The sequence below is a fragment of the Burkholderia ubonensis genome (genome assembly GCF_902833085.1).
GTDB classification, from domain to species: domain Bacteria; phylum Pseudomonadota; class Gammaproteobacteria; order Burkholderiales; family Burkholderiaceae; genus Burkholderia; species Burkholderia ubonensis.
The window spans coordinates 815,706-835,709 of record NZ_CADFEB010000001.1 but is presented as its reverse complement, the minus strand read 5'-3'; the positions used below and the strand labels follow the sequence as shown (position 1 = coordinate 835,709).

At 69.2% G+C, this 20,004-nt stretch carries 23 protein-coding genes; 1 reads left to right on the top strand and 22 read right to left on the bottom strand.

Features of this window, described 5'->3' with window-relative positions; all coding sequences use genetic code 11:
* Nucleotide 1 precedes the first annotated feature (1 nt).
* Genes HWX31_RS03710 through HWX31_RS03690 form a run of 5 tightly spaced genes read right to left on the bottom strand, consistent with a single transcriptional unit; the run spans nucleotide 2 to nucleotide 3,069 of the window.
* The gene (locus HWX31_RS03710; protein WP_059612750.1) at nucleotides 2-529 is read right to left on the bottom strand and encodes a cupin domain-containing protein; all 528 of its coding nucleotides are present in this window, start codon (nucleotides 527-529) and stop codon (nucleotides 2-4) included.
* 27 nt (nucleotides 530-556) lie between these two features.
* Entirely contained in the window at nucleotides 557-1,327 is a 771-nt protein-coding gene (locus HWX31_RS03705; protein WP_174965056.1) for an SDR family oxidoreductase, read from the bottom strand.
* Nucleotides 1,320-2,390, bottom strand: coding sequence for an aromatic ring-hydroxylating dioxygenase subunit alpha (locus HWX31_RS03700; RefSeq protein WP_059615831.1), 1,071 nt, complete (start codon nucleotides 2,388-2,390; stop codon nucleotides 1,320-1,322). The genes HWX31_RS03705 and HWX31_RS03700 overlap by 8 nt, the downstream gene beginning before the upstream one ends.
* 46 nt (nucleotides 2,391-2,436) lie before the next feature.
* Nucleotides 2,437-2,748 (bottom strand): recombinase-like helix-turn-helix domain-containing protein, encoded by a 312-nt coding sequence (locus HWX31_RS03695; protein WP_174965055.1) that lies wholly within the window; start codon nucleotides 2,746-2,748, stop codon nucleotides 2,437-2,439.
* Between the two features lie 3 nt (nucleotides 2,749-2,751).
* Nucleotides 2,752-3,069, bottom strand: a complete 318-nt coding sequence (locus HWX31_RS03690) for a non-heme iron oxygenase ferredoxin subunit (RefSeq protein WP_017329029.1) — start codon at nucleotides 3,067-3,069, stop codon at nucleotides 2,752-2,754.
* A gap of 437 nt (nucleotides 3,070-3,506) precedes the next feature.
* On the opposite strand from HWX31_RS03690, the gene HWX31_RS03685 reads away from it, so the two are divergent.
* A complete protein-coding gene (locus HWX31_RS03685) occupies nucleotides 3,507-4,586 on the top strand; it encodes a porin (protein WP_174965054.1) in 1,080 nt (359 codons plus the stop codon).
* A 58-nt stretch (nucleotides 4,587-4,644) separates the two neighbouring features.
* Here HWX31_RS03685 and pssA read toward each other — a convergent pair whose 3' ends face one another.
* From pssA to HWX31_RS03600, 17 genes are all read right to left on the bottom strand, one after another.
* On the bottom strand, nucleotides 4,645-5,271 hold the full coding sequence (pssA, locus tag HWX31_RS03680) for a CDP-diacylglycerol--serine O-phosphatidyltransferase (protein WP_174965086.1): 627 nt from the start codon (nucleotides 5,269-5,271) through the stop codon (nucleotides 4,645-4,647).
* 123 nt (nucleotides 5,272-5,394) lie between these two features.
* Complete coding sequence (locus HWX31_RS03675; protein ID WP_415493497.1) at nucleotides 5,395-6,348, bottom strand: IclR family transcriptional regulator; 954 nt, start codon at nucleotides 6,346-6,348, stop codon at nucleotides 5,395-5,397.
* A 283-nt stretch (nucleotides 6,349-6,631) separates the two neighbouring features.
* Nucleotides 6,632-7,111 (bottom strand): type 6 secretion system effector deamidase TecA, encoded by a 480-nt coding sequence (tecA, locus tag HWX31_RS03670; RefSeq protein ID WP_174965053.1) that lies wholly within the window; start codon nucleotides 7,109-7,111, stop codon nucleotides 6,632-6,634.
* A 122-nt stretch (nucleotides 7,112-7,233) separates the two neighbouring features.
* Nucleotides 7,234-7,464 (bottom strand): hypothetical protein, encoded by a 231-nt coding sequence (locus tag HWX31_RS03665; RefSeq protein ID WP_174965052.1) that lies wholly within the window; start codon nucleotides 7,462-7,464, stop codon nucleotides 7,234-7,236.
* Nucleotides 7,465-7,477: 13 nt separating this feature from the next.
* Nucleotides 7,478-7,948 carry a YbaB/EbfC family DNA-binding protein gene (locus HWX31_RS03660; RefSeq protein ID WP_174965051.1) on the bottom strand — a complete coding sequence of 157 codons (471 nt, stop codon included), beginning with the start codon at nucleotides 7,946-7,948 and terminating at the stop codon, nucleotides 7,478-7,480.
* 32 nt (nucleotides 7,949-7,980) lie between these two features.
* Complete coding sequence (locus HWX31_RS03655) at nucleotides 7,981-9,417, bottom strand: Do family serine endopeptidase (protein WP_415493494.1); 1,437 nt, start codon at nucleotides 9,415-9,417, stop codon at nucleotides 7,981-7,983.
* A gap of 44 nt (nucleotides 9,418-9,461) precedes the next feature.
* Nucleotides 9,462-9,830 (bottom strand): hypothetical protein, encoded by a 369-nt coding sequence (locus HWX31_RS03650; protein ID WP_059650869.1) that lies wholly within the window; start codon nucleotides 9,828-9,830, stop codon nucleotides 9,462-9,464.
* A 41-nt stretch (nucleotides 9,831-9,871) separates the two neighbouring features.
* Nucleotides 9,872-10,663 (bottom strand): hypothetical protein, encoded by a 792-nt coding sequence (locus HWX31_RS03645; protein WP_244143639.1) that lies wholly within the window; start codon nucleotides 10,661-10,663, stop codon nucleotides 9,872-9,874.
* A gap of 8 nt (nucleotides 10,664-10,671) precedes the next feature.
* Complete coding sequence (locus HWX31_RS03640) at nucleotides 10,672-11,529, bottom strand: peptidylprolyl isomerase (protein WP_174965084.1); 858 nt, start codon at nucleotides 11,527-11,529, stop codon at nucleotides 10,672-10,674.
* A 17-nt stretch (nucleotides 11,530-11,546) separates the two neighbouring features.
* Nucleotides 11,547-12,005 (bottom strand): hypothetical protein, encoded by a 459-nt coding sequence (locus tag HWX31_RS03635; protein WP_175933869.1) that lies wholly within the window; start codon nucleotides 12,003-12,005, stop codon nucleotides 11,547-11,549.
* The gene (locus tag HWX31_RS03630; RefSeq protein WP_174965089.1) at nucleotides 12,002-12,568 is read right to left on the bottom strand and encodes a YbjN domain-containing protein; all 567 of its coding nucleotides are present in this window, start codon (nucleotides 12,566-12,568) and stop codon (nucleotides 12,002-12,004) included. The genes HWX31_RS03635 and HWX31_RS03630 overlap by 4 nt, the downstream gene beginning before the upstream one ends.
* A 61-nt stretch (nucleotides 12,569-12,629) precedes the next feature.
* Nucleotides 12,630-13,316: a hypothetical protein gene (locus tag HWX31_RS03625; protein ID WP_174965090.1), complete on the bottom strand. Its 687-nt coding sequence runs from the start codon at nucleotides 13,314-13,316 to the stop codon at nucleotides 12,630-12,632.
* Between the two features lie 12 nt (nucleotides 13,317-13,328).
* Nucleotides 13,329-15,134, bottom strand: coding sequence for a putative porin (locus HWX31_RS03620; protein WP_174965091.1), 1,806 nt, complete (start codon nucleotides 15,132-15,134; stop codon nucleotides 13,329-13,331).
* A gap of 80 nt (nucleotides 15,135-15,214) precedes the next feature.
* Nucleotides 15,215-15,910 (bottom strand): TonB C-terminal domain-containing protein, encoded by a 696-nt coding sequence (locus HWX31_RS03615; RefSeq protein WP_174965092.1) that lies wholly within the window; start codon nucleotides 15,908-15,910, stop codon nucleotides 15,215-15,217.
* 3 nt (nucleotides 15,911-15,913) lie between these two features.
* Nucleotides 15,914-16,324, bottom strand: coding sequence for an ExbD/TolR family protein (locus HWX31_RS03610; protein ID WP_042588204.1), 411 nt, complete (start codon nucleotides 16,322-16,324; stop codon nucleotides 15,914-15,916).
* A gap of 20 nt (nucleotides 16,325-16,344) precedes the next feature.
* Nucleotides 16,345-18,138, bottom strand: coding sequence for a DUF2341 domain-containing protein (locus tag HWX31_RS03605; RefSeq protein WP_244143637.1), 1,794 nt, complete (start codon nucleotides 18,136-18,138; stop codon nucleotides 16,345-16,347).
* Nucleotides 18,139-18,218: 80 nt separating this feature from the next.
* Nucleotides 18,219-19,883 (bottom strand): ShlB/FhaC/HecB family hemolysin secretion/activation protein, encoded by a 1,665-nt coding sequence (locus HWX31_RS03600; protein ID WP_174965094.1) that lies wholly within the window; start codon nucleotides 19,881-19,883, stop codon nucleotides 18,219-18,221.
* Nucleotides 19,884-20,004 lie beyond the last annotated feature (121 nt).

Genomic DNA, 20,004 nt, shown 5'->3' with positions numbered 1-20,004 from the left:
CTCAACGCTTGATCTTCGCGAGCGGCGAATCCGGCGGATACGTCGGCGTGATCGGCTTCGGCGAACCGAGCATCACGCACATCAGCGCGTCTTCCTCGCCGATGTTGATCTCCGTGCGGTACACGCCCGGCGGCACCGAAATCAGGTCGCGCTCGCCGAGGATCGCTTCCCAGGTCTCGCCGTCGCGCTCGCAGATCACCTTCATCTTGCCGCGCAGCACGAAGAAGATTTCCTCGACGTCGACGTGGATGTGGCTCGGGCCGATGTTGCCGGCCGGGATCACCATCGTCGAGAACGTGAAGTTGCCGGCCGGCACCGTGTTGACGTCCTTCGCGACACCCGTGCCGCCCGTGCCGACGTAGCGCATCTGCGCACGGCGATACTTCGGGTCGTAGTCGGCCTGGAACTTCAGCGCGTCCCAGTCGTAGCGCCGCGTCGCATAGCGCGCGACGCGCCCTTCCATCCAGTCGGCAAAGCTCGCGCTTTCCGGTTGATCCCACGACTTGCGATCGAGATCGGCGTCCGCCATCGTCATCTCCTTCATCCAGAGTGAAAATCAGTTCATTACGAAGCCGCCGTTCACCGGCAGCAATTGACCCGTCACGAAGCGCGCGGCGTCGGACAGCAGGAACAGCACGGGCCCCGTCACGTCGCCGGGCACTTGCGCGCGCGTCAGCGCACGGCCCTGCTGGTAATACGCGTGGCGCTCGGCCGGCACGTAGGCGGTCGCCTCGACTTCGGTGAGGCCCGGCGCGATCGCGTTGACCGTCACGCCGTGCGCGCCGAATTCGCGGGCCTGCGCGTGCGTCATCGCGATCACCGCGCCCTTGCTCGCGACGTACGCGAGCAGCTTCGGCGCGCCCCACAGCGCGGTGTCCGACGCGAGGTTCACGATCGCGCCGCGCCCCGACAGCGCGAGGTACGGCAGCGCCGCATTGCTCGCGAGCCACAGGCCGCGCACGTTGACGTTCATCACCGCGTCCCAGGTTGCAACGTCGAGCTCCGTCGACAGCTTGCCGCCCGAGTTCGTGATCGCCGCGTTGTTGATCAGGCCGTCGATGCCGCCGAGCACCGCCGCGCCCTGCGCGACGAACGCGTGGACGCTGGCCGGATCGGCGAGATCGAGCGCGAAGAAATGCGCGGCGTGGCCTTGCGCCGCGAGCTGCGCGGCGAGCGCGCGGCCCTCGTCGGCCAGCACGTCGCCGAACGCGACCTGCGCGCCGGCGGCGACGAGCGCCTTCACGAACGCCGCGCCGAGACCGCGCGCGCCGCCGGTGACGAGCACGCGCCGGCCGGCGAGCGACACGACCGGAGCCTGGTCAGCCATGAGCGGACTCCGACGCGGCGTGCGCCGTGCGATGCGCGTCGAGCGCGGACAGGTGTTCCTGCGCGCGCTGGCGCAGCATCCGGCGCACGCGCGTGATGCCGACGTCGTGCTGGTACAGGTATTCGTGATCGCGCGCGTTCGGCGCGAGGCTTTCGAGCACGTAGCGGTCCTGCTCGAGCACGTCCCAGTGCAGGCCTTCGAGGCGGTTGCGGTACATGAAGCGCCACACGTCGCGCTGCCAGCCGCTGACCTTGCGGGTGCGCCAGAAATAGACCTGGCAGTGGTCGTTATCCACCGGCGTCGCGAAGCCGATGATCCCGAAGTTGCCGCCCGGGCCGAACTTCTGCTTGTACGGGATCGCGAGGCGCATCCACAGGCAACCGGTTTCGCCGAGCTCGACCCAGTCGAAGTTCACGTCGCGCTGGCCGGTCTTCTCGAACACCAGGCCCGTTTCCGTCTTGCGCACGCGCATGTCGGCCTGCTTGTCGCCTTCGGCCATCGAGTGCGACGTCGCGTGCAGGTATGCGCCGTGCATCGGGTCCATCACGTTGTCGATCGCGTACTGGTAATTGCACTTCCAGTTCGACATGCACAGGAAGTGCGCGTACTCGCCGGCGACCAGCTCTTCCGGCAGGTTCAGCGGCGCGGGCTCGGCATGCGCGTCGTCGCCGAACCACAGGAAGATCGCGCCGGCCCGTTCCTGCACCGGATACGACTTCACGCACTTCGTGCCTTCGAGCGGACAGTTCGACACGGCCGGCACGCGGTTGACCGTGCCGCTGCCGTCGACCTCGACGCCGTGATACCAGCATGCGAGGTTGCCGCCGAGGTTCCAGCCGAGCGACAGGCGCGCGCCGCGGTGCGGGCAGCGATCCTCGAGCGCATGGACGTGGCCGTCCTGGTCGCGCCACAGCACGATCTGTTCATTCAGGCGCGTGAGGCCGACCGGCGCGTTCGACACCTGCCAGCTCGGCGCGACGGGATACCAGTAGTTCTTGATGCCGCGGTCGAGATAGTCGCGGACCGGGTCGTGTTGGGATGCAGGTTGTGCGGGGGACGTCATCAGTGTGCTCCGGAATCGGTTGTCGTCGGGTCGGCCAGGCGTGCGCTCATTCCGCGAGCGAGGCCAGCTCGGCGCGGAAGCGCTCGGCGGTCCACGGCGCGCCGTCCGGCGTGCGGAAGCCGATGCGGTTCAGGCCCGCGACGACGTCGTCCAGCTCGGTCGCGCCGGCTTCGAACACGCGTTCGAGCGCGTCGCCGAGATCGTTCTCGTATTGCGTCGGCTCGGCCTTGCGGGTCTGCCAGATCCGGTTCTCGACCTGGCCCGGGATCTCGATCTGCCCCTTGCCCGCGACGTTGTTCGGCTGCGGCGCCACCCACGGCTTCAGGAAGGGATTGAAGTTCACGGTCGCTTCTTTCATCGGTTACTCCACCTTGATCTGGATTTCCTCGCCGGCGAGGCGCACCGCGTACTGCTTCAGCGCGCGCCCGCCCGGCCCTTTCAGGCACTGGCCCGTCCTGATGTCGAACACGGCCTCGTGCAACGGGCATTCGACGGTGCCGTCGTCGACGAAGCCCTGCGTCAGCAGCGCATACGCATGCGGGCATACGTTTTCGAGCGCGTACACCTCGTCGCCGACGCGGTAGATCCCGATCTCGACGCCGTCGGTCCGCTTGAACTCGATCGGCGTGTCTTCCGACAGCGCGCCGGCGTGCCCGGCGCAAATCCATTGTTCAGACATCTGTCACCCTTCCTTCTGATCGACGCTTAGTTTGTTCCATATCCGGAACAGCAGTTTATGGATGGTGATTATAGGAGCGACTTTCCGGAAGAAAAATAAAAAGCCGCGCGTCCTAGGGAAAACACCGACCAATAGGTCGGCAATTGCCGAGACGAGCTTGCGTCCTCGGAAATCTGCTTATGTTTCGCGGATTTGCGGGCCACGTCAGGATGCGCGCCGGCAACGCCGGCCATCTCCGGCCGCTGCTCCGGCCCGATAAATTTATTTTTTTCCGCGTTTCCCGTCGCCCTATACTTCATTCCACCAGAGGCACATTGTTCCTTATATGGAACATAAGAATGCCCGTCTTGCGGTGGATGTGCGCGGCAGGCAGGTCGGCCGATGCGCGCACCCCGCCCCCGTATTCATTCGAGCGAGAGCATCAGGAAGGAGATCAAATGGTCAAGCAAGCGGTAGCGGCGGCGGTCGTCGGGTTCGGCGTCGCGTCCGGCGCGTGGGCGCAGAGCAGCGTGACGCTGTACGGCAGCACGGATGCGGGCGTCGCCTATGTGAACAACGTCGGCGGCCACGCGAAGTGGGCGATGATCCAGGGCAATACGCAGCCCGACCGCTGGGGGCTGAAGGGCAAGGAAGACCTGGGCGGCGGCCTGTCGGCGGTCTTCCAGCTCGAAAACGGCTTCTATACGAACAACGGCCAGTTCGCGACCGCGAACACGATCTGGAACCGCGCCGCGTGGGTCGGCATCGATTCCGCGCGCTACGGCACGCTGACCCTCGGCCGCCAGACGCCGCTGTCGTTCGACTATCTCGATCCGCTCAGCACCGCGTACCTCGCGGCGAGCTGGTACGCGTTCCATCCGGGCAACATCGACGGCCTCGCCGCGACCGGCAACGTGCCGTACAACAACGCGGTCAAGTACCGCTCGCCGAGTGTCGCGGGCTTCAGCGCCGCGGCTGTGATGGCGCTCGGCAACACGACGAACTTCTCGACCGGCAAGTCAGTCGGCGTCGCGCTGAACTATGCGAACGGGCCGTTCAAGGCGTCGGCCGTCTATTCGAGCGAGCACGACCGCTCGATCCTGATCGGCCAGACCGGGATCGCTAACTTCCAGGGGCAGAACACCGCGAACGGCTATCTCGCGAGCAAGGTGGAGAACATCGGCGCGGGCGCGTCGTACCAGATCGGCGACTTCCTCGTGCACGGGCTGTACACGCGCACGAAGATGCAGTCGAACGGCCGCTCGGACACGTTCCAGAGCTACGACGCCGGCGTGAACTACCGCACCAGCCCGTTCAACACGATCGCGGGCGGCGCGGCGACGTCGACGCTGTCGGGCCGGCGCTGGACCCAGCTCGAACTCGGCGACATCTATGCGCTGTCCAAGCGCACGCAGCTCTATGCGAACGTGCTCGTCGAGCACGCGTCGGGCGGCGCGAAGGCGGCGTTCTTCACGGCCGGCGTGTCGAGCACGGCGAACCAGGTCGTCGTGCTGGCGGGGATCCACCACTCGTTCTGACGCGGCCGTGCGTCGCGCGCTCGCGCGCGGCCGCGCGTGCCGGAGCGGCTGCGGGCCGTCAGGGTTTCGGAATGCGGATCCGGCTGATCATCAGCGAGCCCGACAAGCCGAACACCAGCGTCAGCGGATGAAAGACCGCGCCGTGCAGCGTGACCTCGCCGAGCCACATGGCCGGGCCGATCCCGCCGTAATAGGTGGCGACGGCCAGCATCAGCACGATGACGATCGAGGTCGGAATCGGCGTGCCCTCGAAGTACGTCACCTTGCCGGTTTCTTGCGACAGCGCTTCCGCCGTCACGTTGTAGCGCGCCAGTCGCGACACGCCGCACGCGACGAAGTAGACGAGCAGGAACCGGTCGACCATCCCCCGCATCCCGCACCCGTAGCCGATGACGGCCGGCGCGACGCCGAACGAAATGACGTCGGCGAGCGAGTCGAGCTCGCGCCCGAGCACCGACGACTTCTGTCGCCAGCGCGCGATCCTGCCGTCGAGGATGTCGAAGATCAGCGCGGCGACGATCAGGCCGGCCGCGTAGTACACGTGCAGCACATCTTCGGTGGCGATGTACGAGATGATCGAGAAAATGGCGCTGGTGCCGCAGACGGCGTTGCCGAGCGTGAACCAGTCAGCCAGATGGAATTCCCGGATCATCGAAAAACGCCGGACGGGTTTGGTCTTGTTCATCATTTTCAGGAAATTTCGAGGGATCGCCACGCCGGCGTGGACACGCTCGCACTATGCTCGTGCGAGGCGTTCCCGCGCCGGACGCCTGAACGCGGCGGGCGGTGCGGCCGCGCCGCCCGCGCATCAGAACATCGCGACCTTGTGGCGCGCGTGCGCGAACGTCGGATCGCTTTCGAGCGGACGATAGTTGAGCCGTTGCGACAGGTCGACCGCCGCGCCGCATACGGCTTCGACGAGGCGCTCCTTCTCGCCGGCCTCGCCGATCTCCGAGCGCGGCACCGTCGCGGTGATCGCCGCGACGATCGAGCCCGAATGGTCGCGCACCGGCGCGGTCACGGCCGAGATGCCGGCTTCGAACGCGGCCTCGCTGACCGCGTAGCCGAGCCGCGCATAGTGGCGCACGCGCTCGTACAGCTCGTCGACCGTGCCCGGCGTGCGCTCGGTGAACTGCTCGAGACGCTTTTCCGGATACAGCTGGCGCAGCGCATCGCGCGTGAGGTCGCCCATCAGCACGTGGCCGTGCACGGTCGCGTGCGCGGGCAGCCGCGTGCCGACGTGCACCTTCACCGAGCCGAACATCGACGCATGGCTCTGCGCCTTCGCGACGAACACGACGTCGCGCCGGTCGCGGATCAGCAGATGCGTCGACAGGCCGGTCGTATCGCGCAGCCGTTCGAGCACCGGCGTACCGAGATCGGTCAGTTCGAGCGAATTCAGGTATTCGAAGCCGAGCCGCAGCACGCCGACGCCGAGCCGGAAATGGCGGTCGCCGTTCACGCGTTCGAGAAAGCCGAGCGCTTCGAGCGTCTGCAGCAGGCGGAACGTCGTCGTGCGCGGAATGCCGATGCGCTTCGACAGCTCGGGCGCGCCGAGCACCGACTCGCGCGCGGAAAACTCGGCCAGGATCCGCAGGCCGCGCTCGAGGCCCGGCACCAGATACGACGACGCGCCGCCGGCCGGCTCGTCGTCGTCGGCCGCGACGGGTTCCGGCGCGTCGTGCTCGGCCGCGGCCCGGCGCGACGGCCGCGCCTTCGCGGCAGGGGGTTTGGTCGCGCCGCTCATCGTTGGGTTGTCCATGCGCAGATGGACGAAAGGAAATCGATCACGAAACAGGTCATGGATCAGCGTGGAGATTCAGCCATGCTACCTCAGCGCGCGCCCCGGTTTGCACCCGCGGGCATCGCCGGGACGCGGCACGCGTCGCCACGATCCATTGAATAGTCAGACACGATCGAGAGGATATCAGCGATAGACGGCGCGACGCCATGCGGATATCGCCGGACGACCGGGACTGGATGAGCGCGGCTCGGCCTTTCGCGGCCCGGCCCTTCGTCGATTCGACGCAGGTTCGCCCGGTCGTCTACAGGCGCGACAGGTGCACCCGAATGTTCGTCCTGTCGTACAGGAAGGTGCCGTCGTCACCGGGGGCAAGAACGCGCGCGAGGTCCACCGCATACAGCCATCCGCTCCCCAAACGCCCTCCGTTCACGGCCCGGATTCTGCTGCCTCCGACGGCTATCGCGGCATGAAACACATTGCCGCCCCGGGAGAAGCCGACCGCGGTGCCCGCCGGAATGCTCGCCCGCCCGTCCCACTGATTGCCGGCCTCGAAGTTGAACCGCGGCCGCCAGTTTTGACCCGTCGTGTCGAGCAAGATGCCGGGCGTGATGAGCCCATGACCTTGGAGCAGGTATCTGACGAAGGCGGCGGCGTCGTAGCAGACGCCCCTGGGAACGTACTCGGTGATGTTGGCCATGCCGTACATCAATGCCTGCGCCTGTTTCTGCCGTTCGGCGAAGCCGAGTTGGGCGACTTGCGAGCCCAATTGAGTGAGTTCCATGGTCGGTTCCTTTTGGGGAAGAGAGGAAGAGGGTCGTCGTCATCCCGCCAACGCAATAACGTCATATCTTATTGCGATAAGCGCCGGCATTGTCCGGGCGTCGGCGCCTCGTATCCCCCCGCTCACTTCCCCGTTGCACCAAGCCGCGGGGCGCCGGCGCGCGCGTTCGCCCGGCAAGCCGCTTGCCATGCGCGCCGCAGCGCCGCCCGCAGCGCAACCGCCTCCCTGCGCAAGCGTTCGAGCTGCACCCGTGCCGGCTGCCGGCCGATCCGGCCGGTCAGCGCGTCCACATGCGCGGCGAATCCGAACAACACGCCGATCGCCAGCACGACCAGGATCAACACGATCGTCATCGCGCCACGCCCGTCATGGAGCCGCCGCCCCGGAAGCCGCGGCCGGCGCGTCGGGATTCGGCGTCAACCGCAGACGCACGCGCAGCGGCTGGCGCATGTCGGGCGGCGGCGGCTCGGCCAGCGGCCCGGCGGTCAGCAGCTGCCGCAACGCGGCGTCCGCGTTCGGGTCGCCGAGCGTCGCGAATTCGACGCGCGTGACCGCGCCGCTCGCGCCGATCCACGCGCGCACGACGATCGCGGGCGGCGGCGCATCGGCGCTCGCGCGCAGCACACGATCCTCCAGATGCCGGTGCAGCCGGTCGGCCGCGTCGCCGTCGGCTTCGAGCCATGCCTGAAACTGCCGGCCCGCGAGCTGCGCGTAGCTGATCCACGGCTGCGGCACGTCGGCGGTCTGTGCGCGCGACGGCGCGCTCGCGACGAGCGCCCATGCGACGACGAGCGCCGCGCTCCAGCCGCGCGCGCGATACCTCTGGTTTCGCTTCATGAGGATTCCTTTGTGCCTGTCCGCTCCCGCCGTCAGCCCGGATCGACCGGCACGTACAGCCGCGCGCCGCCGCGCTGCACCAGCAGTGCGATCGCGCCGCGCGCACGGTCCAGCTCGCCGAACAGCGCGCCGGCGTTCGCGGCCGGCGCACCGTTGACGGACAGTACGACGTCGCCGGCCCGCAACCCCGCGCGGGCGGCCTGGCCGCTCGCCTGCTCGATCACGAGCCCCTGGCTCACGCCGAGCTGCCGCCGCTCCTGCTCGCTCGCCGGACGCAGCGCGAGCCCGAATCGCGCCAGCGCCTGCGCATCGCCGCTCGACGCGACGCCGCTGTCGAACGCCCCCACCGTCGCCTGCACGCGGCTCGCCTGCCCCGCGCGCCACACCAGCAGATCCGCGCGATGCCCGGGCCGCATGCCCGCGACGGTGCCGAGCAGGTCCGCCGAATCCGCGACCGGCTTGCCGTCGATCGCGAGCACCACGTCGCCGGCCTGCAGCCCGGCCTGCGCGCCGGGCCCGCCCGGCTCGACCATCGTGACCAGCGCGCCGTCGGGATTCGGCAGGCCGAACGAACGCGCGAGCGCATCGCTGACTTCCTGCAGCGCGACGCCCAGCCGTCCGCGCGTGACCTTGCCGGTGCGCAGCAGCTGGTCCTTCACGTCGAGCGCGAGGTCGATCGGAATCGCGAACGAGAGCCCCTGATAGCCGCCGGTCTTCGAATAGATCATCGAGTTGATCGCGATCACGCGGCCGTCGAGACTGAACAGCGGCCCGCCCGAACTGCCGGGATTGATCGGCACGTCGGTCTGGATGAACGGGACGTAACGCTCGCCGGGCAGCGAGCGCGACTTCGCGCTGACGATGCCTTGCGTGACCGTGTTCGCGAACCCGTACGGCGAACCGATCGCCATCACCCAGTCGCCGACCTCGGTGCGCGCCGGATCGCCGGTGACGACCGTCGGCAGGTTGCGCGCGTCGATCCGGACCACCGCGACGTCGGACAGCGGATCGCTGCCGATCACCCGCCCCCTGAACTGCCGCTTGTCGGTCAGCTTCACGTCGACCACGGCCGCGTCGCCGACCACGTGCCGGTTCGTCAGGATCACGCCGTCCGCGCCGACGATGAACCCGGAGCCGAGGCTCACCTCCTCGCGGTTGCCGATCACGCGGCGCGCGAGAAACGGCGCGAGCGGATGGTCCGGCCCGATGCCCGGCGGGAGCTGGATGCCCAGCTGCGTCACCTCGCGCGTGACGCTGATGTTGACGACCGCCGCGCCATACCGTTTGACGAGCGCGGCGAAGTTCGGCAGGGCCGCCTCAGGGGGGGCCAACGGCATCGCGGCGAGCGCCGGCTGCGCCGGCCGTTCGGCGGCGACGGCCAATCCGTCCGCATCGCCCGCGCCGCTCAGCGCGATCGCGCCCAGCATCGCGAGCGTCACGCCCGCCCGACTGCAGATACCCGATTCCACGATCCTCATCCTCGTCGTTTCACGCGCGAACGACGCGCGTCCGCTCATTTCGGCGGCACCGCGACCGGCTGCGCCGGGCGCTGCGGCGTCGCCGACTTGCCCCAGTTCGTGCCGAAGCGGTTGCGCTCCGTCGACAGGTTGAACGTGCCGAGCCGGTTCGACGGCGCCGTCGCGAGCCCCTCCGCGGCCGTCTGCGACGCGCCAGCCTGCGGCGTCGCCTTCGGCTTGAGCTGCGCGCTCAGGCAGTCGTACGACAGCGCGCGCTCGCCGTTTACTTCCACATCGACGCAGACCGGCTTCGCCGCCGAACCCGGCTGGCTGCCCGCCGCCGCCGGCCGACCAGCCTGCGCATGGACGGCGCCCGCCAGCAACGCGCAACCCCATGCCACGCTCCACTTCCGCCATTCGCCCATGCCTGCTTCCTCCCGTGCTCGCGGCCTCGTCGCGGCCGTCGTCAGATTGTGTCGTGCCGCTTCGCGCGGGCGACGAAACGCGCAAACGCCGCGCGCCCGGCCGGCTCGACGGCCGGCACGAGTGCGCGCTGCTGCTGCGCCCATGCGTCGCGCACGCCGCCGATCTGCTGCCACGCCAGCACCTGAGCGCCGGTCGGAAACGGCGTCGCCTGCGGTTCCCGGTAGTCGACGCGAAAGAATCGCGGCGCATCGGCGCCCGCCGTCCACAGATCCCCCACGTCCCGCACGCTCGCGTCGAACCAGAACCGCACCCAGCGAGCCGGACCGCCGGCCGACGCATCGGCCGGCTCGTGCGCCCCCGGCATCCGCATGAAACCGGCCAGCACGAGCAGCACGGACGCGAGGTCGTCGTCGCGCAGCGACGGGTACGACCACAGGTCCTGCACGTCCGCGCAGGCCAGCACCGCCGTAAAGCGCGCGATCGTGAACGCCGGCCACATGCGCCGCACCAGCGCGTAATGCCGCTCCCAGTTCGCGACGAAGCGCTCGCGATGACGCGCCGACACCCGCGCGTCGCGGCCGCCGTGCACCGCCATCTCGTCGGGCTGGTACTGGCGGGTCGTCAGCACGCACTGGGCCGAGCACCGTGCACTCCGATGGCGCGCGCGGCCCGGCATGCCGGGCATCGGCTCGAGCGTGCCGAAACAGAGCGGACAGTGCGACGGCAGCACGCCCGGCGCGCCGGGCCACGCGTTGGCGGCAACGGTGCGCGCGGGCGCCGGGCTGCGTGGCTCGGGCGCGGCCGGTTTCGGTGCGGAACGGGTGACGGTCATGAGGATGCCTACCGGGCGGCGGCGAGCGCCTTCTTCAGCGCGTCTTCGTTGATCGGCGCGTCGCCGCCGAGCTTCGCGAGATACGCCTGCGCGTTCTGCTGCGTGCGCTGCGCGCGCAGCATCGTGCGCAGGCGCTCCTTCACGTCCGCGAGCGGACGCGGCGCCGCCGGCCGCGTGTCGATCAGCTTCACCACGTGAAAGCCGGTGGCCGTGCGGATCGGCGCGGACACCTGGCCCGTCTTCAGCGCGTCGGCCGCCTGGCGCACCGCGGGCAGCAGCATCGTCTCGGGCACGAAGCCCAGGTCGCCGCCGTTCGCGGCGCTCGCGGCGTCCTGCGAATTCGCCTTCGCCAGCGCGGCGAAGTCGCCGCCGCGCGCGCGGTTCGCGAGGTCCGCGGCCTGCTTGCGCGCCTTGTCGACGGTCGCCGCGTCCGCGTCGGGCGCGACCGCGACGTAGATCTGCGCGACGCGCAGCGCGCGCGGCACGGTGAACGCCGCGCGATTCTTGTCGTATGCGGACTGGATTTCGGCGTCGGACGGATAGTCCGCCGGCGGCGCATTCACCGACGCGAGATAGCTGCGCGCGACGATGTCGCGCCGCGCCTGCTCGATCGCCGACTGCACGTCGGCCTGCTTGTCCCAGCCCTTCGCCTTCGCCTCGGCGAGCACGGCCTTCTGCGCGAGCGTCGCGCGCACGACCTGATCCATCGCGGCGGGATCGGCCGCGAGCCGCGCGCGCCCTTCGTCGCCCGCCGCCTTCAGCAGCGCGGCGATATCCGACTGCGTGACCGACGCTTGGGGCCCGTTCGCGATCACGTCGTCCTGCGCGGCCGCCATCAGCGGCACGCTCAGCAGCAGGCCGCCCATCATCGTTGCAAAGTTCTTCACGATCGTTCCTGTCCTGTCTGACTGCTGTCCTGAACCGCAACGCGCACCCGCACGACCACCGGCTGCGTCATCCCGCGCGGCGGCGGCGCGCCGACCCGCCGGCCGACCAGCGCCGAGCGCAGGTCCGCGGCGACGTCCGGCGCGAACGCCGGCGCGCTCTCGACCCGCTCGACGTTGCCGCGCCGGTCGAGCCATGCCTTCAGCCGCAGCGCCGGGGGCGCGTCGCCGTTCTCGTCGTCCTCGCTGCGCGCCGCATCACGTTCGAGCTGCGCGCGAAAGCGGGATGCCGCCGCGTCCGTGCCGTCGAGCGCCGCTGCGAGCCGCTGCGCGACGCGCTGCGCATAGTCGGCCCACGCGGCCGGCGCGTCGCCGACCGCCACCGGGCCGCGCTGCGCCGGCCGGCCGCGCGTCAGCAGCGCACGCAGCGCCGCGCCGATCCGGCCGGCGCCGGTCATTGCGCGGCGGCTTCCGCGCGACCCTGCCCCGCGTCGTCGGTCTCCGGGTCGCTACCCGCGCGCGCGGCGGCTTCCTGCTCGGCGAACGCCGGCCGGTTGCGCAAATGCAGCAGGAACTCCTGGACCATGCGGTCCCACAACTCGATCGTCGAGCGCAGGTAGCGCACGGACACCCCGCCCGCCACGATCACGTCCATCTCCAGCGCAAGGAACGGCCCGTGGCTCGCGAGCCGCGCAAAGCGCTTCGTGCGGTTCCAGTCGGCCACCAGCTGCGCGGGCAGGTCGCCCTGCACCTGCAGCACGCAGCCGAGCGTGTAGTCGAGGTAGCGCGCAATCGACGCACCTGCGGCCTCGCCCTGCGGCGGCGCGGCGTTGCCGAAGCGCACCGCGAAGCCGACGCCCTGGCTCGCGCTCATCAGCTGCACCGCGCCGTTCTGCTCGGTCGCGGTCACGCGGTAGCCCGCATTGCGGAACACGTCCGCGAGCGCGTCGACGCCGATCGCATCGATCAGCGCGTCCTGTGCCGGGCGGTCGCCCGACGCTTCAATCTTGCTGTCCAGCATGGCTCTCTTCCTTGTTTCAACGAATCGATCGGGTCGCCCGCGCGACGGAAGGCCCGTTCCGTCACTGAGCGCCGGCAGGCGCGGACGCCGCCGCGGGCGCGCTTGCCGGGTTCGCCGCACGCGCGGCCGGGTCGTACTTGCCCGCATACAGCGCATCGCCGTAACGCTGCGCGAGGTCGTCGTACTTCACGCGCGCAGCGGCCGCGAACGGCTGCCGCGACGCGAACAGCGTGCCGATGCCGACATGCTCGTACGCATCGAGGATCTCGCGGCCCACGCGATACAGCTCCGCATTGTGGGCCTGGCAGGTTTGCAGTTGCGTGTCACGCGCACGGATTTCGCCCTGCTGTTGCGTATGCTGCGCATCGCGTGCACGCGACACGGTCAACAGATCCTCGTAGGACGCCTTGTATTTCGCGAGCGCCTGCGCATCCTGCTCGCGCACGGCCCGCTCCTGCGCGAGTGCGCGCTTCGCGGCCGCTTCGCCGCCCGACTGCCCCTTGGCCGCCGCGAGCTGCGCCTGCGCCGCCTTCAGCTGCGCGAGCGCGTCGTCGCGCTGCCGCTCGGCGGCCGTCTTGTCCGCCTGCAACTGCGCCTGGCCGTTCTGGAGCTGACGCAGCTCCTGCACGGTCGAACGCAGCTGGCTGCGCAGCTTGTCCTCGATGCCCTGCGCGCCGGCGCCGCCGGCGGCCAGCAGCAGCGCACCGGCGAGGCCGGCCGCGACGATCGCATGTTGCGTGGTCTTCATCCGCGGCTCCGGTCAGAAACGGGCGTTGAGCTCGAGCTGCAGCACGTCGATCGACACCGGCGGGCCGTACACTTCCTTCGCGCTCATGTAGCGCGCCGACACCCACGCGTCGCGCGCGACCGCATAGGCCGCGCCGATCACGTAGCCGCGCGCGTTGGTGCCGCCCAGGTGGAAGTCCGAATCGTTGAACGCGTCGAGCACGGCGTCCGGCTGCAGGTACTTGTACGCGATCGAGAAATTCCACTGCCCCTTCGCGCGCGGCTCGGGCTCGCCGAGCGTCGCCTTCGCGAGGAAGCCGTTCGGGCCGCTGCGGTAGTCGGCGCGGGTCGCGTTCACCGACGTCGACTCGTAGTTGTTGACCGGCAGCGACGCCGCGCCGAACGCCTTGTTCTCGTTGTACGCGAGGTTGCGCACGAATTCGCCGTCGAGCCGCAGCTTGAAGCGGTCGGCGACGACGGTATCCCACTGCGCCTTCAGGTCGAGCAGCCGGTAGTTGTACGCGAGCCCGAACAGCTGCGGCTGCGGTGTCATGCCCGGCGCGAGGTTCGGGTTCTGCACGATGTTGCGCAGCGCGAGCAGCGTGTTGCCGCCCTGCATGAAGGCCGGCGCCTGGTTGTCGGTGCTGCAGCTCGTCGCGCCGAGATACAGCGCGCACGGCGACGACAGCGTGCCGCGCATGTTCTGGAAGTCGTAGTACGCGACCGCGCCCTTCAGGCGGTTCTGCGCGTTGATCTTCCAGTCCGCGCCGAACTGCGCGCCGAACAGCCACTTCGTGTCGCTGCCCGCCTTGTCGGTGCTGTTCGACGGGAAGTTCTCGCTCGTGTACTGGATCGGGAACACGCCGAGCGTGCCGAACAGCGTGACGTCCGGGTTCCACGGCAGCGCATGGCGCAGGTTCGCGGCGATGCCGTCCATCATCAGGTCGTCGGAGAACACCAGGTCCGACTTGAAGAACGGATTGTCGAAGCGGCCGGCCGTCAGGTTCAGCCATGACGTCGGCCGGTACGCGAAGTACGCCTTGTTCAGCCAGATGTTCTTCTTGCCGAAGCCGCCGCCCGCCGTGGCCGTGGTCGACACGGGCCCGTTGTCGTTGCCGCTCGCGAGCTGCAGGCCTGCCGTCAGCTCGTCGGACAGCGTCGCCGTCACGCCGAGCCGCGCGCGGTAGCGCAGCAGGTTGTTGCGGTTCTGCGTCGTGTTCTGCGTCGGCAGCTGCGTCGTGTTGGTGTTCGGGTTGATGTCGAAGCCGCCGCCCTGGTTGATCGCGGCGAAGTTCGTCACGTTGTTCGCGTTGCCGCTGCCGTAGAAGTGGTATTCGTCGCGCACGCGCAAGTCGCCGTCGAGCGTGATGCGCGACACCCAGTCCGGGAACGTGTTCGGCTGCGCCCAGTTCTCGGCCCTCGCCTGCGCGATCACCTCCTGCTTGACCTGGTCGCGGATCTGCTCGCGCACCACCTGCGGCACGTAAGGCACCGCGACGTCGCCGGGCTGCGTCGGCGGCATCGGTACGCCGGCGAGCGCCGTGCGCGCGCCGCCGGTCGTGCGCGCGGCCTTCGCCTGCGCGGCTTCCGCGCGCGCCTCGCCGATCAGCTGGGTCGCATTCTGCTGCGTGAGCACGCCGCGCTTGACGAGCAGGTTGATCAGGTTGATCACCACGCTCTCGGTCGGCGCCGCGCTGCCCGCCGCGGCCTGCGCGTCGAGCGACTGCGCGTGCGCGCAGCTCACGCCGAACGCGAGCGCCGCCGCGCCGACGCGCGTCAGGCGCGCGGGCATCGCGCCGCGCCGGTGCTCGCTCCCCCGTTCATTCGATTTCCGAATCATCAAAGTACTCCGAATAATTTCCATTCCTCTTCCGGCAGAGCCCTTTTCCCCAGGCCCGCCCCATGACTCACCGCGCCGCTTCATGCCGGCTTGCGCCCCTGCAGCCGGACCAGCACCGGATACGCGGTCGCGGGCGGCGGCGCCTCGTCCACCTTGCCGAGCGCCTCGACCGCCGCGACCACCGCCGCGTCGATCCGCGCGTCGCCGGTCGACTGCGCGATCGTCACCTTCGCGATCCGTCCCGACGGCTCCAGCCACAGGTTCAGGCTGCCCGCGAAGCGCGCGCCGCCCGCCTCCTGCACGGCCTTGTCCTGCTCGATCGCGCGCTGCAGCACGTAGACCATGTACTGCGCATAGCTCGCGTTGCCGAAGCGGCCGCCGCCGCCGCTGCCGACCATCCCCGAGCCGTCGCCCGCGCCGATGTTGAAGTTGTCCGTGCCGGCCTGCGCCGGCGCGTTCATCGTCATCTGCTTCGGCTGGTTGTCCGACGGCTTCGGCGCTTCCGACGGCTTCGGCGCGACGCTCGGCTTGTCGACCGGCGTCTTCACCTCGTCCTTCACCTTTTCGGGCGGCGGCTTCTGCTTCGGCGGCGGAGGCGGCGGGAGCGGAATCACGGTCGTCACCTGCGGCGCGCTCGCGCGCTTCACGCCCGCGGTGTCGCTCGCGAAATGCCAGACCAGCGCGCCGAGCCCCGCGAGCGCCAGCACGATCACGGCCGGCTTGACGAAGCGGCCCGGCCCCTTGTTCGGCCCGCCGCCGTTGTAGGTCATTTCCATCGCCTAGCCGCCCTGCTTCGCCTTGCCGGTCACGAGGCCGACCTGCGACAGGTCGAGGCGCCGCAGCAGGTCGAGCACGTCCATCACGCGCTGGTACTGCACGGCCGCGTCGCCCTTCAGCACGATCGGGAATTCCGGGTTGCTCGCCTTCTCGGTGCGCAGCCGGTTTTCGAGCTCGTCCATCGTCACCGGATACGCATCGAGGAAGATCTGCCCCGAATCCGCGACCGTGATCGCCTTCGTCTTCGGCTTCGCGAGGCTGGCGGACGAGCTCGCCTTCGGCAGGTCCACCTTGATGCCCTGCACCGACGCGGTCGTCATGATGATGAAGATGATCAGCAGCACGTACGCGAGGTCGAGCATCGGCGTGATGTTGATGTCGTCGTACGGCTTGTCGTCGTCCTGAACCTGCATGGTGGTCTCCCCGCGTCCGTTCAGTCAGCCAGCACCGCGTGATCCGGCGAGCGATGCGCTTCGGCCAGGCGCGTGACGAATTCGTCGACGAACACCTGCATGTTCGCGGTCACGTTCTTGTTGCGGATCAGCAGGTAGTTGTAGCCGAACAGCGCCGGAATCGCGACGAACAGGCCCGTGACCGTCGCGAGCAGCGCGGCCGCGATGCCCGGCGCGATCGCGTTGACGTTCACGTCGCCCGCGGCCGCGATCGCCGCGAAGGTGATCATCACGCCGACCACCGTGCCGAGCAGGCCGAGGAACGGGCCGCCCGAGATCGCGATCGTCAGCAGCACCATCGACTTCGACAGCCGCTGGTTCTCGCGCACGAGCGTCGCATCCATCGACGCGCGGATCGCCTCGATCGATTCGGTCGTGATCACCGTGCGGCCGTTGTCGTCGACGCGGCTGTGGATTTCATGCACGCCGGCCCGGTACAGGCGGTACAGCGAAGACTGGTTCAGGCGGCGGCCGTCGTCGCTGCGCTCGTCGACGTGCGCGAGCCCGACCAGGTGCTTGCCCGCGACTTCGCGAAAGCGCTGCACGAAGTAATGGTTGGCCTTGTCGACCGTGCCGACGTAGCGCGCCTTCGTCCACATCACGACCCACGACACGATCGCCATCGCGAGCAGGATCGTGATCACCACCCACGCGTCGACCGTCACCGACTGCACGATCACGCCGAAGTAGCCGAAGCCGAAGCCCGACTGCTTCTCGTCGTTGCCGTACGCGACGAGCTTCGATTCGGAGCCCTGCGACAGCGCGTCGACCGCGAGCGCGGCGGCCGGGCGCGCGACCTTCGACAGGCGCAGCTCGTCGATCGCGCCGGCGTAGCCCGCGAAGCCGGCCGGCGCGCCCGCGACGTCCGCGCCGACCGCGGCCGCGCTCGTCAGGGCCGGCAGCGGCGCGGCGACCTGCGCGACCTGCTTGCCGTTCGCATAGACGGTCAGGTTGCGGCCGTCGTCCGTCACCGCCAGATGCGTCCACTGGTTCGCGGCGACCGGCGCGGCGGCCGGCGTGCGCACGGGCGCCGGACTGCCGGCGGCGCCGTCGACCTGCGCGAACGGCACGCCGTTGTCGAGGCCGATCAACAGCGCGTTCGCGCCGTCGCGGCGGCTGTACAGCAGCGCGTTCGGCGCGAGCGCCGACGGCTTGACCCACGCGCTGAACGTGAAGCCGCCGCCCGCGGCGACGTTCAGCGACGGGCTGGCCGGCAGCGTCAGCGCCGCGCTGCCGTCGAACTGCGCGCCCTTGCCGACGATGCCGTCCTCGACGCTGCGAAACGGCGCGTTCTGCGCGTTGTTCGCATACGCGGTCGCGTCCTTCGGCGGCGCGCCCGCCGCGCCGTTGAAGTGATAGACGAGCGTGGTGTCGGCGTCGAACGTCTCGGCCGGCTTGCCGCCGTCCGGCGCCTTCTTGTTGCCGTAGTACATCCAGATCGACTCCGCCGTGCCGGCCGGCAGCTTCGGAATGTCGACCCACACCAGCGCGACGCCGAGCATCGCGTCGTACTGCTCGATGTGATAGTTGAGCGGCGTCTTGTCGTCGGCGGCGACGAAGCGGATGTCCGCGCCGTTGTCGGCCAGCCCGTCGAACTGGAAATTGCCCGAATGCAGGCGGATCAGCAGCGGCACGCGGCCCGCCGCTTCCGTCAGGTTCGCGCCCTTCGCGCTGGCATCGATCGTGATCGCCTTGCGGTACGACCAGTCGTTCTGCCACCACGCGTTCGCGATGCCGGGCAGCACGCCCAGCATCGCCGCCAACAGTAACCCCATCACTCGCTTCACGATCCACTCCCCGAATGCGCCGCCCCCATACGCAGATATGCGGATGCGCGGCACGATCAAAAAAACCGTCAGAACCCCAGTCGCACGTAGAAATCGAACCGGGGGCTGTATTGCTTCGTATAGACGCCCGCCTTGAGCGGCCAGCCCGCCTCGAAGTCGGCGCTCACGTACTTGGCGAGCTGCAGCCGCGTGCCGACGCCGACGCTGAGCAGGTTGAAGCTCGACGTCTGCTCGGGCAGCGGGCTCAGCAGCCACAGATGCGCGGCATCGACGAACGCATGGAAGCGCCATTCGTTGATGCGGCTTCCGATCGCGCCGCCGAGGAATTTCGCGAGCGACGGGGTGCGCAGCTCGAGCGACCCGATCACGCCGCTGTCGGCCGTGTCCTCGGCCTGCAGGTAGCCGCGCACGCTGTTCATCCCGCCCGCGGCGAACTGCTCGCTCGACACGAGCGGCGAGTTCGAGATCTGCGCGCTGACGTGTGCGTTGGCCTGCATGTCGTTGTTGAAGCGCTGTGTATGGTTCACGTCGAACTTTCCGTAGACGAAATCCGGCGTCGCCTTGTAGCGCTTGCTGTCCCACGCGCCCCAGTCGCTGCCGATGCCGCGGATGTTGGTCACGAGCGCTGCCGAGAACGACGTCTGCGACTGCTTCAGGCTGAGCTGGCCGCTGTACGAGAACGTCACCGGCACGTAGGTCAGCGGCACCGTCGACGACTGTCCGGCGACGCTCACCTTCTCGTCGTAATGCTTGCGGTCGATCTCGATGCTCACCGATTGCGCGTAAGTGTCGGACGCCGGCAGCGCGTAGATCGCGGTGAACCCGTAGGTCGTGCCCTTGCCGAGCACGTTGGTGCCGCCGACCGACGCGACGTTGCTGTCCGAGTGGACCACGGTCGCGAGGAAGCTCCAGCGCGTGTCCCTGATCGGCGCGAGATACGAGAACGCATAGACGCGCGCGTCGTTCGGATGCTGCGGCGCGAGCACGTAGGTGCCGGAAATCACGTGGCCGAGCTGCCACAGGTTCGAATAGCTGAGGGTCGCGGTCGTGCGCAGCGACGACGTGCCGGGGCTGCTGTCGTTGTTCAGGTCGAGCGAGCCGTGCAGCGGGCTGTGGTCGTCGACCTTCAGGTCGACGTCGACCGTCTGCGGCAGCGTGCCGGGCTTCAGCACCGGAATCACCTGGCGGTCCGCCGAGCGGTTCAGGTCGGTGAGCTGCAGTTGCGCCTGGTTGAAATCCGGCACGACGCCTTCCGCGAGCGCCGGCACCGCGTCGCGAATGTTCTGCGGCGAGTAGTACTTCGCGCCGTCGACGCGCAGCCGCCCGACCTTCGCCTCGACCACCTGCAGCAGGATTACGCCGTTCTTGACCTGCTGCTGCGGCAGCTCGACCACGACGGACTGGTAGCCGTGGTCCTGATACACCTTCTGCAGCGCATCGCGCGCCGCGTTCACGTCGGCCAGCGTGCGGCCGGGCCCCTCGAACGGATACACCGCCTTCTCGATCTCGATGCTCGGCAACGTCGTGTTGCCGCGCACGATGAATGCGTTCACGTCGAACGTCTGCGGCACGCCGCTCGCCGGCGGCGCCGCCGGCGTCGCCGCCCCCGCGCCGGCCTCCTGCGCGCGAGCGCCGGACGCGAGGCTCAGTCCCCCGACCAGCGCCACGCCGGCCAGGCACCGGCGTCGGAGCCGCCGCGGCTCGCGTGATTTACGGTCTGCTGTTGGCGGCATGCGCCATTCCCCTTTCTGTCGCGGATCATCCTCGCGCTGACGCGGACATTCGGTATGTCCGCTATCAATGCGTTGTTTCAAATTGATGACTTTTTATCAGCCATCCTTAATAAGTCTCTCA